Genomic DNA, 16,047 nt, shown 5'->3' on the forward strand with positions numbered 1-16,047 from the left:
TCTAGTTAATGTAACCATGTGGTTCTTATTTTAATTTAGATAAATTATTGTTTTGTAGAGAATTATGCGGATGCTGTTCTGCGTGCAAAACGAGCCGGGGAACACCGGTTTCCTCACAGAAACGCCAAGCCGAGTGCACATAATGTGCCTTCAATTATTCCAATCTAGCGCCGAAGAATAGTTGCCTTTCCGAGATTTAGCAAGGCTGTAACATCTTCCCCAATCCATCTGCCGCTAAGGCCCCGGCGCCACAGCCGATAAATCGGTATTCTGCTCACTCAACGCCCAACCACCACCCAGCGCCTTATACATCTGCACTTGGGCGACCAGCACGTCCAGTCTGGCCTGTACCCGGCTGTTTTCGGTGGTCAGGTAGCTGCTTTGCGCGTTTAGGAGGGCCTGGTAATCGACCGCGCCGAGCCGGTAGCGGTTTTGCGAGATGTCGTAGGCCAGTTTGGCTTGGGCGGCGGCGTGTTGCAGGGCTTGCAGGCGGCGGCTGGAGTTGGCGTAGGTGGTGGCCGCGTCTTCGACTTCCTTGAACGCGGTCAATACGGTTTTCCGGTAGTTTTCCACCAATTCGGCATTGGTTGCCAGGGCGTTGCCCAGGGCGCCTTCCAGGCGGCCGCCCTGGAACAAGGGTTGGGTCAGGCCGGCAGCCAGGCTGGCTGCGACGCCGGCTGGTTGCGGGTTAGACAACACGCTGCTCAGGCTGAGTTGCAGTTTGGGATAAAACGCCGCGCGGGCCACGGCGATGTCGGCATTGGCGGCGATCAATTCCATCTCCAACTGGCCGATGTCGGGCCGACGTTGCAACAGCGAGGCCGGCTGCTCGGCGGCGATTGCCGGCACGCTCAGTGCGGCGAATTGCGCCGGTTCCAGTACCAGATGTTGCGGCGGATGGCCCAGTAAAATGGCCAGGGTGTTTTCCGCCAGGGTTTGCTGTTGCATCAGCAAGTCCAGATTGGCGCGGGCGTTGGCCTGGGCGGTGCGCTGCTGCGCCACTTCCAGTTCGTAAGCGGCACCGGCCCGCTGCCGGGCTTCGACGATGGTCAGAATTGCAGTAACCGTGTCCAAAAAGTCGCTGGCGATTTGCCGGCGCTCCTGGATAGCCAGCAAATTGAAATAGGCCTGGCCGACATCGGCCATCACCACCAATTGCAAGGCATCGCGGGCGAACACCCGGCTGAGCAGCCGCGCGCTGCCGGCATCGCGTCGGGCCCGGTTGGCGCCCCACAAATCCACTTCGTAAGCGATGTCCAGCTGGCCGCTGGTTTTTTGCGTGTCGCTGGCGTTGTTGCGGGTATCGGTAAAATCGCCGCTCAAGGTGGCGGCCGGCCACAGCCCGGCACCGGCAATACGGGCCTGGGCGCGGGCTTGTTCGATCCGCTGACGGGCGGCGTTCAAGTCGTTGTTATAGGCCAGCGCGTCGGCCATCAACCGGTTTAACTGCTCGCTGGCAAAGGCCCGCCACCATTGCGGATCGACGTTGGCGGTGTTGGATTGGGCCGCTTCGCGCCATTGTGTGGGGGTTTCCACGACGGGGCTTTGGTATTCGGTCAATAAATTGCAGCCGGTCGCGAACAGTACTGTGCCGGCCAATAGCAAACGCACAGGCTTGATCAAACGTATTCTCGAATCGCCATAGGTCTTCATTTCCACGAAACCGGGAAGCCTTGGTGATGTAAGCTGTTGATTGGATTCCCTCATCCCAGCCTTCTCCTTTATGCCCCACGGGTGCTGAAGGGAGAAGGAGTCTTTTTGAGCTGTTAGAAAGTCCCTGAAGTCAAGGTTAACCACTTTATTCATTCCGCCGCCAAGGCCACGACCGGGTCCAGATGAGCGGCCTTGCGGGCCGGTAAATAACCAAACAGCAAGCCGGTGCCGAAGGCGCAGGAAAAGGCCAATATAGCCGGCAGCGGCGAGAACAATACCGCCATCTCGAAATACTTCAGCAGATAACCGGCAGCAAAGCCCAGCAATACGCCCATCAGCCCGCCCAGGGTGCAGACCACCGCCGCTTCGGTATTGAATTGCAGCAAAATATCGCGGCGGCGGGCGCCGGTGGCGATGCGGATGCCAATTTCCCGGGTGCGTTCGGTGACGCTGACCAGCATGATATTCATCACGCCGATGCCGCCGACCAGCAGGGAAATGGCGGCGACGATGCCCAGCATCAGGGTAAAGGTGTTCTGGGTTTCGGTGGCCGATTCGATGATGGAAGCCATGTTGCGGATGCGAAAATCCTCGGTTTGATGGCGGGCGATCAACAAGTCGCTGATGGCTTGTTGGGTGGCGTCGATCTGGTTCAAGTCGCGGACTTTGACGGTAATGCCGCCCAGATATTTCTGCCCAAACAGCCGAATCAAACCGGTGCTGATCGGTACAAACACCCCATCGTCGCGATCGCTACCCATCGCATCGGCGCCTTTGGGTGACATCACGCCGATCACTTCAAACGGAATATTGCCTATCATCACAAAGCGGCCGATAGGGTCTTCGCCTTCCACAAAAAGCAGTTTGCGCACGGTTTCGCCCAGCACCATCACCGGCGCATAACGGCGTTGGTCGCGTTCGTCGAAGAAGTCGCCGCTGCCGACCGGCCAGTCGCGCACCATCGGCATGCTCGGCGCGACGCCTTGCACGCTGGTGGCGTAATCGACGGCGCCGTAACGCACCGTCAAGCGACTGCTGCGCTCGGGCGACGCCCATTCGACATTGTCCAGTTCGGCAATCGCCTCGGCGTCGGCCAAAGTGAGTGTCGCCACGTCGCCGCCGCGAAAGCCGGTCAGGCCGGGGCGAATCGACAAGGTGTTGGTGCCCATCGCCCGCATCTGATCCAACACTTTTTCCTGGCTACCCTGGCCGACCGCCAGCATGGTGACCACGGCGGCGACGCCGATCACAATGCCCAGCAAGGTCAGGGCGGTACGAAACAAGTTGGCGCGTAAGGAGCGCAACGCCGTTTTGGCGGCTTCGCCCAGTTCGGCCAGCAACCCAGCCGCGCCGATGCCGCGGTGCTGGGGCGGTGCCAATCGCTGTCCGCTTTGATTGGCGGTGCCGTCGCTGACGATTTTGCCGTCGGCGATATGAATGATGCGCTGGGCGTGGGCGGCGACTTTGTCGTCGTGGGTGATCAATAAAATGGTGCGGCCTTCCTGATGCAAGGCTTTCAATAAGGCCATCACTTCCGTACCGCTTTGGCTGTCCAGCGCGCCGGTAGGTTCGTCGGCCAGGATGACCGGCGGATCGTTCATCAAGGCGCGGGCGATAGCAACCCGTTGCTGTTGGCCGCCGGACAGTTGCATGGGTTTGTGACCGCTGCGTTCTGCCAAACCGAGTTTGCCGAGCAATTGCAAGGCGCGTTGCTGGCGTTCGGCTTTAGGTAGACCGGCGTACAAGGCCGGAATTTCCACATTTTCGGTGGCGGTTGCGGTATTCAACAGGTTGTAGCGTTGGAAGACAAAGCCAAAGCTTTCCCGGCGCAGCTCTGCCAGTTGGTCAGGGTCTAAATCCGCGACATTTTGCCCCAGCACTTGGTAGCTGCCGACATCGGCTTTATCCAGACAGCCGATCAGGTTCATTAATGTGGATTTGCCCGAGCCGGACTGGCCGATGATCGCCACAAATTCGCCGGGCCAGATGCTTAGCGAGACATCGTCCAGCGCGCGGACGATGGCATCGCCGTTGGGGTAAAAGCGTTGAATATGCTCAAGTTGCAGCAGGGGCAGGGTGCTCATAGTCTGGGCACTCCGGCGCCGGGATAGCCTTGATTGTTTTTGCGGTTTTTAGCCTTGTCGTCCATGCCGGCGTTGATTTGTAGTTTGTCGCCGACGGTCAGGCCATCCAGCACTTGTGCAAAGCGCCGGGTTCTCAAGCCGATTTGGACGATTTTGTCTTGCACGCCTTGTTCGGTAAGGACTTTGATTTGGTAAGCATGACCGCTGGCTTTATCTTCCTTGCGTTGGCGTGGGCCCAGTGCGTTCACAGGAATCAGCGGCACTTGTTCGGCCTTGCCCAGCACAAAAAACATCTGGGTGCTCATGCCGGTCATCAGTTGCCGGTCGCGGTTATCGACATCCACCAGCACGTTGTAAAGCACCACGTTATTGATCACTTCCGGTGTCGGCAAAATCTGCCGCACCGCGCCTTGCCAGCGGCGTTCGCCGGAACCCAGCGTGGTGAAATACACCGGCATGTCCGAACGCAGGCGCATCACGTCGGCCTCGGCCACTTGAGCGCGCACTGTCATCGTATCCAGTTTGGCCAGTTGCAGGATGGTGGGAGTGGTTTGGTTGGCGTTCAGGGTTTGACCTTCGCGGGCTTTCTGATCGACCATGGTGCCGTCCATCGAGGCAAAGATTTTGGTGAAACCCAGATTGGTTTTGTCGCCGTTTAAAGTCGATTGCACCTGTTCGATTTGGGCTTGCAGCGATTCGGCGGTAGCTTTGGCGTTTTTCAAGGTGAATTCGCTGTTCTGAAAGTCCTGGACGCTGACGCCCTGGCTTTTCAGCAGTTCGCGGTTGCGGTCGTATTGTTGTTGGGCAAACACCACTTGCGCCTGCTGGCCGGCCAGTTGCGCCTGCAAATTTTTGATATTGGCTTCGTCGGCCGCAACGCGAGCGGCGTAGATCCGTGGGTCAATCTGCGCCAGCAATTGGCCGGCCTGGACGTTGTCGCCGATTTTAACGTAGATTTTTTGCAACTGGCCGGTCACCTGCGCACCGACATCCACGTATTCCTTGGGTTCCAGCTTGCCTTGGGCGGTGACGTTTTCTTCCAGATCGCCCAGCGTTACTTCCACGCTATCGGCTTTGTCCTGGTTTGCGTGTTTGGGTTGCTTGGCAAAATACCAGCCGCCAACTGCGACCGCGATAGCCAATAAAAACAGAGCAAGCCAGCGCAGACGCCGGCGGTTTGGGGAGGAAACGAGCGATTGCTGCATGGCAATAATGTATGTCTACTTGAGGATGACGGATAGTTTCCCGACCGGCAGTAGTGGCGATGGCTTCGACAGCGGATAGCAGGATATGGCTTGGCGGGATGCAGGAACGCTAGCTCAAGCCGCCCGCCAAGTCTGCAGGGAGTTTATGCTTTGGTATCGGGCTTGGCAATACTGGGAAGGTAAAGCTTGGTAAAGATGAGGTATCGGATTTTGGTTAGCGTCAATCAAGCAGGGAAGTAGTCGCAGTCGACCCAACGCGGAAGTTCGTGTATTTATCTTGAATGTCGGTTTAAAATTTAAATCGGCCATTCAAATAATAAAAATTGTAGGGTGGATAAGCGAAGCGCCATCCACCATGGGAACGCAAATAGGTGGATGACGCTTCGCTTATCCACCCTACGGCCCTGGGGTAGGTTTGTGACCTTTCCAGTCGTATAGTGCTGAGCCTGTAAGCTAATTACACGGCCTTTGCCGCCGGTCGCGGTCATACAATCGAGTGATTGTGGCCGGCATCTCGCAGCTTGCTGTCATTGAATAGGCAATTTGAGTTGGAGGAATACTCCCAAATTGATCCTAAATGTAATTACCCCGGCCAACGAGCAGTAACGTCATACTCGAAAAGCGCCTTGTTGCAGTTCCGCTTCCGTATGACCATCGAATCAGTGTTTTCGTACCCAAGCATCAGCAGGGAGGCAGTCAGAATCGCTGGGGTATCAACCATGTTTCCGAAGAAGCTGGAATTGCCGACAATGTAATGAAGCTCTGCACCCGGCTCCAGTACGTTTGGTAGCGACGATAAATGCAGGTGCATGTCATAGAAGTACTTGAGCACATAGGTCGCCATGAGCTGAGCATTCTTGCCGTCGCTCTTTGCGATGCGTCCAACCGCATCAGTTAGAACCTCCGGGAGCACTTTGCCATTTGGTCCCCATTCATTTAGGCGACTTGTAGCGATCCCCCAAGTGCCGCCTATCGCCTTCCAATCCATCTCACCCGCTTCTCGGGCTTCTTCAAGAAACTTCATCCAATACATGTATGGGCGAAGTTCTCTAATATAGCTGATGCGATTCGGATAAGGGGGGGAGGTGACGACAAGGTTGAAGCGCCGCCCCATTTCTGGAATAGCGCGGGCATCCACCGCAACAACCGCCCCCTGGCCGCGTAGCTGGGTACCGCTAGAGGCAAGCACGGCATCGAGAATGACTAGATACAGGTCTGTCACATGCTCGACTTCGTGGTCTATCGTCTCCGACGAGAATGACATGGACACGTGATTGAAGGCGGCTGCAGAAGTCTCTATCACCAACCGACAGAAGGCCACCCACGCCAGCCCGGTCGCTCGATCTTTCGCCGGCTCTCCGAACACTTCGACAAGCCCTGTCCGAAGTGCCGCTAGAGCTTGGAGTGTATCGGCTGACCACCAGCGCTCGATGTTGAACAGGCGGGGGGTCCAATTGTCCTTCTTCATCAAGGCGGGAACCCGAGCGATAGCCTGTTGCGCACCGTCTTGCACTAAGGCCAAGTGATCAGACGAGTATGACCGACACTTCACATTGCCAAGCCAGATCAAGAACGGATTGATGTCGAATGAAAGCGCAGAGTTGCCATGCTCCGCCGCCGTAAGTGTCGTGGTCGCAGTCCCGGAGAACGGATCAAGAATCGCAATATTGGGGGGGAATCTGGCGATTATCTCCTTCACCAGCTTTACAGAGTAGGCCGGAGTAAGCCGGAGCCAGCCGTGGCGACCGAGCGACTTGTTATGCTTAAACGTGAGGTCCGAGCGTTGCTTAACGGAATGGCGCGTGACTTCAAGCATTCAACAAGGCTTCCAGCGCTTCTTGGACTTCCTTCTGGATTGCGGGGGAGTTGCGCTTGAAAAAGTCGGCAAGATCAAAGCCCAAGACCTCCTTGCAGAAGGCGAACAGGGATGCGGTCGATGCGTCGTCTGCACGACCGACCAAAACTCCACCTCGGCTGTTTTGATAGCGAAGGACCAAATCACCGTCAATCTGACCGGAGAAGATGGCAAACACGGGCATGTAGCCTTGTGCCCAAGCTACGGCGATGTTGTCGATATCGCCGTTCTGCCGTTTACTATCCTTGCTCTTGTACCCCTGACGAACCTCGAACACCGCGCCGTGGTCGGGGATCTTCGCACCAAGAATTCGGCAGTATTCGGCAACCCACTCGTTCACCCGTGCCTTCACCGCAGCGTTCGTAATGTCATCGAATTGGAGGCGACCATCAAGCGAGAGTGTTTTGTCTTTCCCTGCGCTCGTCTTAGTCTTGTAGGACCATGTGGCGCTGTTCCTGTCCGTGTAGCCCGTGGCATCGATGATGATTTCACGAAAAAGGTTCTCGCACCCCTTGCCGATTTGCCGGTACACCGAGGTCATACCGCCTGCGGCTTTGTGGGCTGCATACATCAGTTCAGAATTCAGGCCGCACCACGCATAGAACGGGTCGGCCCCGTACAAGTCAAGAAACTGCGGAAGGGATACGCCTTCTTCTTTATTTCCCTGTCCAAACTTTGGTTTGTACCGCTTGCATACCTTCAGCGGGTCTAAAAACTTCTTCAACAACTCTTTCTCTGTCGCCACCGGCGATTCCTCTTCATTCTTGGTCTAAAAGCCGCCTCAAAGGCGGCGTTTCCATTATCCCACAATCAGAAAGGCCGAATCCCTGGAATTGACCGCCCGTCTGTATTCAGGATAAAGAGGCCCATTGAATGCCACTTAATCCAAACAATTGGTTCGCTAAAGACTTGCCTAACTCAACTAAAAAAACGCCAACCTTGCCGCCTCGCGCTCGCCGCCGTCGAAAAATCGCAAAGCCCATTGGTCGGTAGGGTCCAGAAAGCCGGCTTTGGGATCGGTTTTCTTTTGTTTGGCGGTCCAGCTGACATAGTCGCGAAAATAGTAATGATCGAACATACGCATGAACTCGCCCAAATACACGTCGGCGACCGCTGTGTCGCCGATGATGAATAGCTGGTTCTCGTCGTTGTAACGGCAGGAATTGGTGCTGAAGTTGGCCGAGCCGGTGACGACCAAGGGCTTGTCGGAAAGCGGATCTACCAGCAGGATTTTGGTATGCACATGCACACCGGAATGATGTTTGGATTCGGCCAGCAGCCGGCCTTGCCATTGCTCCAAAATGGATTTTTCATCTATAGCGGCACTGGCCGCCAATTGGGTGTTGGGCGCGTCGTGCAAGGCTTGACCGACTACGCTGCGGGTGTTCAACAAGCCCAAGACGTGAGCAGGCGCTGCGGCCAGGGCCGCTTCCAGGTCGTCGTGCATGGCAAACGGCGCGGTAAAGCAAATCAGGCGTTTGCTTGCCGTTACCCATTCCGCGCATTCGTTGATGGCTTCGGTGGATTTGCGTGGGCTTAGTACCAGATGCGAACCCGTCGCGGTCGTGGTCGGCGGTTGGGTTAAACCCATCGCGACTTTCCGCGAGTCGGCGCCGGGCAAGCTGGGGTTTTTCCAGACGGTTTGATGCCACTCGAAATATTGTTTGGCGGCTGTGGCATCACTGATGACGTGGCCGACGTTGGATTGCCCGTAAATCGCGCTATCGGTGAAATTGGTCGAGCCGGTCCACACCGACAGCGGTTTGCCTTTGCCGTTGCTCAACACCATAAATTTGTTATGCGAGATATTCAAACCGGCACCGGTGCGGGCTTTGCAGACGCTTTTCAAACCGTATTTTTTGATCTGCGGCAGCGCGTCGAGTGAAGGGCCGTCGCCTTTGGCGTCCAGCAAGCCGTCGTACAAAATCTCCAGCCTGACCTTGCGTTGCTTCGCGCGTTTAAGTGCCTCGAAAAATGCGTCCTTGGCAAATTCGTATAAAAATAAATGTAAGCCCTGTTTGGCTTTGGCCGCGTCTATATAGGCGATCAAGGCCTCCTCCAGGCCGCGCGACAGCCAGCGGCGCGCATTTTCATCGACAATCTCGCCGGCCGGCAAATGTGGAAAGCGCGATGCAAAAGCTTGGCTGGCAGCCGCACTGCGGTTGAAATGCACAGCATGACCTTGGCTGCCGATGGCGGTGGGTTGTTCGCAATTGACTTGCACGGCTACCGAATCGAAAGTCTTTAACGCGCCCGGTTTGCCGGTCAGCGCATGGACGGTGTAGGTATAACTGCGCCCAGGCTTGGTAGTGTAGTCACCCCAATGAAATTTCTGGATCGGGTGATGACGGCTGCTGACGCTAGAGCCGTCGTCGCCGGGCAGGTCGAAGCGCTTTAAGCCGCGCAGCCAAGTGATTTCGCCGTTTTCATGGTCTTCGCGGCGGATGCCGAAACCGATTAAGCCGCTGCAATAGGTTTTCGGGCAGGTAAATGCCAACAAGACCACGTAGGTACCGGCGATCGCTCTGACTTGCAAGCCCTTGGGGCTGATATTAATTTCGCTACGCATGGCCGTCTCCGTTTAGATAGAGTGGATGACAAGTTTAGGTCTGTTAACCCTCGGTTGCGAGGCTGGCAAGCGTCAAGAAATCGCTGTAAAGCCCCCGCAGCTATTTAATATTCCGCACCAAAAAATCCTTTTGCCCGCAAGATTTCGCCGCACTTTTAACCACGTCGGCGCTGCAACTAGCGGTCGCGCCGCCCTTATCCAGACACACGAACATTTCCTTGAAAAACCGCCCGCCGCCGCTGCAGAATGGGGCGATGGCCTGTTCCTTCAGCCACGGGTTGGCCTCGGTAAAGGCGCTTTTCAAGCCGTCCGCCGTGGTTCGGAAAGGTTTTTGCGGCCGCTGGTAGGCCTCCGGGATGGCGACTTTGCTTTTCAGTGCTTGCGATAATTGAAAATAACCGGCTTGGGTTAATCCAGAGCAGGTGCCGTGCTTTTCCCATTCGTGTTCGAACAGAAATTCGGACGGATAAAGCTCAGGAAACGCTTGAGCTTGACTAGGTGCGTAGGCTTCCTTGGTGCAAAAGCTTGGATAGCCGACGTTGTATTGCGGCCATAGGCCATGCAGCACCAAACCCAATTTCTTGCCGCACTGTTCGCGGTCTTTGGGCTGTTCCTCGCAATAGGTGGGCGACCAGGATAAGGCCAGCACATAGCCATCAAACTTGCCGGGCTTGCCGTTGGCGGCCAGGGCGGTCGAGAACGCTGCCAAACATAGCAGTAACCAAGCTTTCATAAATTTCTCCAAGTCTTAGAGTTTAGGGCGAGGAATTCGCCGCCTACATTTTTTAGCTCAGTATCAGAGCATAAACTGCTGCCAAATCCGCTCCACTTCCTTGCGCAGTTCTTGAAATTCGTCGCCGTGCGCGGTGGCGCTGAGGCCTTGCAAAACCTGATGGTGGCCGTAATCGCGGTAGGCGCAATAAGCTTGTTTTAGCAAGGCGGCATCGGCTGGCGAGATAAAACCGTGCTGCTGTAAACCTTCCAACAGGCGGACGTTGTCGGTGTAAGTTGCCAGACTGGGCTGCTGCGCGGTTTCTGCGAGGACGCCGAACTGGACGATAAACTCAATGTCGGCGATGCCGCCCTGGCTTTGCTTTAGATCGAATATCGACGGGTCTTTGGGGGCCAGGTTGTCGCGCATTTTTTCACGCATCTCCCGCACCTGGGTTTTCAGTTCTTCGCGATCCCGCGGTAAGGCTAAAATCCGGCCGCGGATGGCTTTGTAGCTGTGTTTCAAACTTTCGTCGCCGGCCACGAAACGGCCGCGCACCAAGGCTTGATGTTCCCAGGTCCAGGCTTCGTTTTTTAAATACGCTTCGTAATGGTCAATATGCGTGACCAGCAAGCCGGAATCGCCGTTGGGCCGCAAGCGTAAGTCCGCTTCGTAGAGGATGCCGGACAGCATTTTGGTATCCAGAATGTGGCGGATTTTTTGGCCCAGACGTAAATAAAACTGGCCGGCATTGATCGGTTTTTCGCCGTTGGTTTGCGCGTCGCCGTCGGCGCAGGCATATAAAAATACCAAATCCAGATCCGAGCCGTAGCCCAGTTCGATGCCGCCGAATTTACCGAAGGCAATGATCGCAAAGTTTTGCGGATCGGGGCCGGTGCCGGGCGGGTGGCCGTGCTTGCTGACCAGCATTTGCCAGGCGCATTGCAACACCTGCTCCAGAATGGCTTCGGCGGTCCAGGTCAGGTAATCGCTGACGATCATGACCGGTATCACGCCCATGATGTCGGCTGCGGCTACCCGCAACACATTCAGATGCTTGAACTGGCGCAGCGCAATCATCAGTTGTTCGCTGTCCTGGGTATCGACGCGCGCCAGTTCGCGCTGCAAGTCCTCGCGCAAGGCCTGTTTTTGCAGCGGGTCGTACAGCGAACGGGTATCCAGCAGTTCGTCGAACAGAATCGGATACAGGGACAGATATTCGCAAATCCACGGACTGGCTGCGGCCAGCTTGATCAGCTGATTCAGCGCGTCCGGATTTTCGGCCAGCAAGGCTAGATAGACGTTGCGGCCGGCTACGGCTTCGAATAAATCCAGAATCCGCAGCAAGGTCGCATCGCTTTTTTCGCTGTTTGCCACTTGTTCTATCAGTTGCGGCATTAACCGGTCCAACACCCCGGCCCCCTTGCTGGTCATGCGTTTAATCGCGTGCGATTCTTTAAAATCGACGAGGGCTTTTTGGATGTTCAGCGGATCGGCAAAGCCATAGTCGGCCAGTGCTTCCAGCGCCAGTTCGTTGTCCGCGGGGCTGGCCCATATCAAGCGCGCGCTTTGCTGTTTATTGTCCTGTTCGCTGAGCGAAAACACTTGCTCGAAAATATCCTGCACCGACTCGCGGACCTGGTCCAGTTCGGCTTTGAACGCGCTCCAATCCTCAAAGTCCAGTGAATAGGCCAGAATTTGTTGTACCAGCGGGTTAGCGGGTAGGTCGTGGGTTTGTCTGTCCTGGTATTGCTGGATGTGGTTTTCCACGCGCCGTAAAAACCGGTAGGCAAATTTTAAGGTGGCCACATCCTCGACCATCATCAACCCCAGCTCTTCCAGAACGCTGAGGATGGTTTGGATTTCACGTTGCTGCAAGGCGACGTCCTGGCCGCCGCGAATCAACTGAAAGGCTTGGCCGATGAACTCTACCTCGCGGATGCCGCCGGGGCCGAGTTTGACATTGTCGGCGCGGTCGCGGCGTTTTAGCTCCTGGGCGATTTGGAATTTTAACGAGCGTAATTCCTCGAACGCGCCGTAATCCAGATAGCGGCGATAGACAAACGGTTTGATTAATGCGGCCAGGTGTTTGCCGGTATGGAAATCGCCGGCCACTTGCCGGGCCTTGATCATGGCATAGCGTTCCCATTCACGGGCTTGGGTCAGGTAGTAATGCTCCATGCCGTCGAAATTCATGATCAACGGGCCGCTGTCGCCAAACGGGCGCAAACGCACGTCGGTGCGGAACACAAAACCGTCCACGGTAATCTCGTCCAGCATTTTTACCAGCGAGCGGCAGATGCGGGTGAAGAATTCGCCGTAACTGATTTCCTTTTTCTCGGTGAGGACGCCGTCTTCGGCGTAAGCAAAAATCAGGTCGATGTCGGAGGAATAATTCAATTCCCAGGCGCCGAGTTTGCCCATCCCCAGCACCACGATGTTAAACGGCGTGCCGTCGGCCAGCGTGGGTGTGCCCCAGCGCGCGCAAGCCTGCCGGTATAAAAAATCCAGCGCGGTTTGAATGCAGGCCTCTGCCAAGGCGGTTAAATCCGACAGCGTTTCGTCCAGATCGGACCAGCCGGCCAGATCGCGCCAGGCGATTCTGACCATCTCCCGGCGGCGGAACACGCGCAATTGCCTGGCCAGGGCAGGTTCGCCATCGGCATTGCCGCTCTGTTGCAATGCGGCGGCATAATCGGCGCGGCGCAGCGGGGCGAATAGATCGGTGGATGTCACCAGCTCTGGAATCAGATCGGGATGGCGCAGCCAGCTTTCGCTGATAAATTGGCTGCAAACACAAACTTTTAGTACCGAAGCGCAAAATACCTCGTTGTCGAAAACCTGGCGTTGCTCTTGGCTAAGCTTTTCGTCGAGCTTGGTGCAAAAGTCGGAGGCCAAAGTCCGCAGTTCATCCGGCAACATTACCGTGTGCTGGGACAGCGAATCTAAAAGTGACATAGGCGGGATCCTGTCGGAAGAACGGAAGCAGCATGATACCTAAACTGCAGACGCTACCCTAGATGGCGGCTGAAAAAATATCCACACAGGAATCGGGTAAACTTAAACCAGGCCAGGATGCGGCTGAGCGCCGCATCTTGCAGATTGATCGAACCGGAGCGCAACACATGAAAACGCTGTATCTATCCGCACTACTATTGATGTTGAGCGCTTGTAGCCAAAATAATCAGTATGCGTACTTAGAGGGGGGGCGCCGCCAAACCGGCCAGCCGGCCTTGCATGCGGTGCGGGACAATCGCTTGCATGAACTGATGGACCGGATGAACAGCCTGATGCAGGAGCGGTTTATGACCGAGCAGCAATTAGACGTGGAGCGCCGCAAATATTCACGGCAAATCGGCGAAGCAGCGCAGGATTTGGCGGCTACTGTCGAGACCATGATTGCCCGTATGCCCGGTTTGCAGTTAAACGCGGCCGAACAAACCACGTTTCTGGCCCTGGCCGGCAAGCTGCGGGAAGAGATGCGCCAATTGCAGCAGCTTGCCGAGCAAAATCATATAGATGCGATTCCGGATAGTCTGCATGAAATCAACACCACCTGTACCTCTTGTCATGCCTTATTCAGAAAACTGGGGGGCTAGAAGATGAGCAAATTTCTACAACTATGTCTCATGGTGCTGTGCTGTTGGATGGTCAATCCCGCGCAAGCCGCCGACGAAGACATCAAGACCTTGCTGAAAGCCTTGAGTCAGCAGGTGACTCAATTACAGAGCCAGGTTGAGCGTTCCAATTCCAGGATCGAACAGCTGGAGCAGGAGTTGCAGCATGTCCGCGCCGAGCAAGTTGCCGCCGGCAAGGCACTGGTCAGCAATACGGTGCAAGCAGTGGCGTCACCGACAACAGTAGCGACGGGCGGCACCGGTTCCGCTTCAGTGAGCGATAAGGCCAAAGAGAAGCCGGCGGTGACGGTTGGCGATGTGAAAGGCACGTTTAAAATCCCTGGCACCGATACTTCAGTGGGTTTGGGCGGGTTCGTGAAAATGGACACCTTGTTTAACAGCGTCAGCGCCGGGCGAGACAGGCTGGGCGACCAGCAATTAGCGATGGCGCAAATCCCGGTGGGTGCGGCCGGCGAACGCGGCCAAATTGCGTTCCATAGCAAAGAAAGCCGCTTGTGGTTCAAATCGTTTACCCCGACGACTGACTGGGGTGACATCAACACCTATATCGAGTTTGACTTTTACGGTGATCCGGCAACGTACACATACACGCCGCGTTTGCGCCATGCTTACGGCTCCATCGGTCATTTCCTGGCCGGACAAACCTGGACCACCTTTCTCAACGTATCCGCATTGCCGGATACGTTGGATGTGGGTGGCTCTGCTGGCGCTGTCGCGAGCCTGCGCGATCCTTTGGTGCGCTGGAGCGAGCCGTTTATTTGGCTGGATACGCCGATGGAGTGGCAAGTGGCATTGGAGGCGCCGCGCAGTCGTTTATGGGTCGATAGTGCGCTGGAGCCTTCTTCCAGTAAAAGCACTAATCCCAATTTGGATGCGGGGTATTACACGACGCCCAACGCTGATCGTTATCCGGATTTGATGGCTAGGCTCAACCTGAATCCGGATTGGGGTAATGTGTCTTTGGCGGCGGTCGGCAGGCAGTTGCGCTATACCCATGGCACGACCGGTTATCGACAAGCCGAGTGGGGCGGCGGGGTTAACTTGGCCGGACGGATAAGTACCTACGGTTTGGATAATATGCGCTTTATGGCGCATTACGGCAAAGGCGACGGGCGCTACGTGTCCACCAATAACACCTTCGCCGATGCGGCGCTCGATCAACATGGCGCTATCGAGCTGGTCAATGCCTACGGCGGCATGTTGTCTTATCAGCATTGGTGGGATAAGCAATGGCGGTCTAATGTTACCTATGGTTTTGCGCAGGCGGATTACCCCAGTTACGCAAATACGGTGCTGAGCCGTCAGGTGCAATCCGTGCATGCCAATTTGCTGTGGAGCCCGGTCAGCCAGGCTATGTTTGGCGTGGAATACACTTATGCGACGCGCGAGTTGATCGATGGTCGGGATGGCGTGTTACAGCGGGTGCAGTTTTCAGCCAAATATAGTTTTTGAGCTTGGCTGCAACCCAGTTCAATGGGCCGGGCGGAAGGCGTTAGGCATTCCGCCAGCTGCTATTAGCGTTTGATTTTGAACACCCGGCCCTGATAACGGACGATGATCCCGTCCTCCACTATTTCCTTCAGTTCCAACTGGTCTTTGATCGTCTGGCCGGGTACGTATTTGACCATGTCTATCATCACGAAACGCTCCGCCGGTGTGGGTGAATAGCTAAATACATTAATCGGTAGGTCTGGCAACGACTGGCGCACTTCCGGCGGTAAGTCTTGTAAAGTGGGCAAGTCGTTTTGTGGACTTGCTAGCGCGACTGGCTCCGGTTTTTTCGCTACGGCTTGTTCACTGGGTTCTTCGATGCGTTGCGGAACAAGTTTAGATTGTCGTTCTATCTCGGCTGTCGGCTTGCTAGCCGGCGCTGCAGCGGTGGTTACCGTCGGTAAGGGCTTAACCGGCTGCGCTGGCGCAACGGCCGGTTTAACCCTCTCGACCGGCTCAACCGCTTGTTTTGTGTTAGCGGCGAGTTTCTCGGCTGCCGACGTCGGATTGCGAGGCGGCTCAGTTTTGGGCGTGGGGGCAAGCTTTGCCGGTTTCGGTGGACTATCGGCCTGCAATTGTGGATTTGCTTTCGCGATCAACGGCGCCGCTTCTTCGATATTGGCCAGGGGCTGCACTTTGTCTGCGGGTGCCTGCGGCGCGATGCCCAGAAAATAGACCAGAATCGCCAAATTCAACAGGACCAGCGCCACGATGATCTTAGTCAGGCCGTGTCGTTCCGGCGTTTGCTCGATAGCGATGCGGCTGGTCACCGAGTCGGGCTGCATGGCTTGGCGTTCTCGTTCGGATTTGCGCAATGCGTTCAAGATGTAAGACATATCA

General features: G+C 56.0%; 11 protein-coding genes. 2 read left to right on the top strand and 9 right to left on the bottom strand.

All coding sequences use genetic code 11. The features are described 5' to 3' along the window. Positions 1-234: 234 nt before the first annotated feature. From ACR02O_RS07380 to glnE, 8 genes are all read right to left on the bottom strand, one after another. Entirely contained in the window at positions 235-1,707 is a 1,473-nt protein-coding gene (locus ACR02O_RS07380; protein WP_494523092.1) for an efflux transporter outer membrane subunit, read from the bottom strand. A 95-nt stretch (positions 1,708-1,802) separates the two neighbouring features. Beyond that, positions 1,803-3,737, bottom strand: a complete 1,935-nt coding sequence (locus ACR02O_RS07385) for a MacB family efflux pump subunit (RefSeq protein ID WP_494523093.1) — start codon at positions 3,735-3,737, stop codon at positions 1,803-1,805. Next, entirely contained in the window at positions 3,734-4,942 is a 1,209-nt protein-coding gene (locus ACR02O_RS07390) for an efflux RND transporter periplasmic adaptor subunit (RefSeq protein WP_033158375.1), read from the bottom strand. Before ACR02O_RS07390 ends, ACR02O_RS07385 begins: the two co-directional genes overlap by 4 nt. Before the next feature lie 583 nt (positions 4,943-5,525). After that, entirely contained in the window at positions 5,526-6,758 is a 1,233-nt protein-coding gene (locus ACR02O_RS07395) for a DNA adenine methylase (RefSeq protein ID WP_033158376.1), read from the bottom strand. After that, positions 6,751-7,542 carry a hypothetical protein gene (locus ACR02O_RS07400; protein ID WP_033158377.1) on the bottom strand — a complete coding sequence of 264 codons (792 nt, stop codon included), beginning with the start codon at positions 7,540-7,542 and terminating at the stop codon, positions 6,751-6,753. Before ACR02O_RS07400 ends, ACR02O_RS07395 begins: the two co-directional genes overlap by 8 nt. 177 nt (positions 7,543-7,719) lie before the next feature. Continuing rightward, complete coding sequence (locus tag ACR02O_RS07405) at positions 7,720-9,366, bottom strand: phospholipase D-like domain-containing protein (protein ID WP_494523094.1); 1,647 nt, start codon at positions 9,364-9,366, stop codon at positions 7,720-7,722. Between the two features lie 100 nt (positions 9,367-9,466). Further along, a complete protein-coding gene (locus ACR02O_RS07410) occupies positions 9,467-10,099 on the bottom strand; it encodes a ribonuclease T2 family protein (protein WP_458136772.1) in 633 nt (210 codons plus the stop codon). A gap of 63 nt (positions 10,100-10,162) precedes the next feature. After that, complete coding sequence (glnE, locus tag ACR02O_RS07415; protein WP_494523095.1) at positions 10,163-13,036, bottom strand: bifunctional [glutamate--ammonia ligase]-adenylyl-L-tyrosine phosphorylase/[glutamate--ammonia-ligase] adenylyltransferase; 2,874 nt, start codon at positions 13,034-13,036, stop codon at positions 10,163-10,165. A 167-nt stretch (positions 13,037-13,203) separates the two neighbouring features. Here glnE and ACR02O_RS07420 point away from each other — a divergent pair, with 167 nt between their 5' ends. Continuing rightward, a complete protein-coding gene (locus ACR02O_RS07420; RefSeq protein WP_494523096.1) occupies positions 13,204-13,677 on the top strand; it encodes a cytochrome c in 474 nt (157 codons plus the stop codon). Positions 13,678-13,680: 3 nt separating this feature from the next. Further along, positions 13,681-15,168: a DcaP family trimeric outer membrane transporter gene (locus ACR02O_RS07425; RefSeq protein ID WP_494523097.1), complete on the top strand. Its 1,488-nt coding sequence runs from the start codon at positions 13,681-13,683 to the stop codon at positions 15,166-15,168. 62 nt (positions 15,169-15,230) lie between these two features. Here the strand turns inward: ACR02O_RS07425 and ACR02O_RS07430 are convergent, their stop codons facing one another. Further along, entirely contained in the window at positions 15,231-16,043 is an 813-nt protein-coding gene (locus tag ACR02O_RS07430; RefSeq protein ID WP_458136776.1) for a general secretion pathway protein GspB, read from the bottom strand. Positions 16,044-16,047 lie beyond the last annotated feature (4 nt).

It is taken from the genome of Methylomonas sp. PHL2-19, assembly GCF_059331595.1.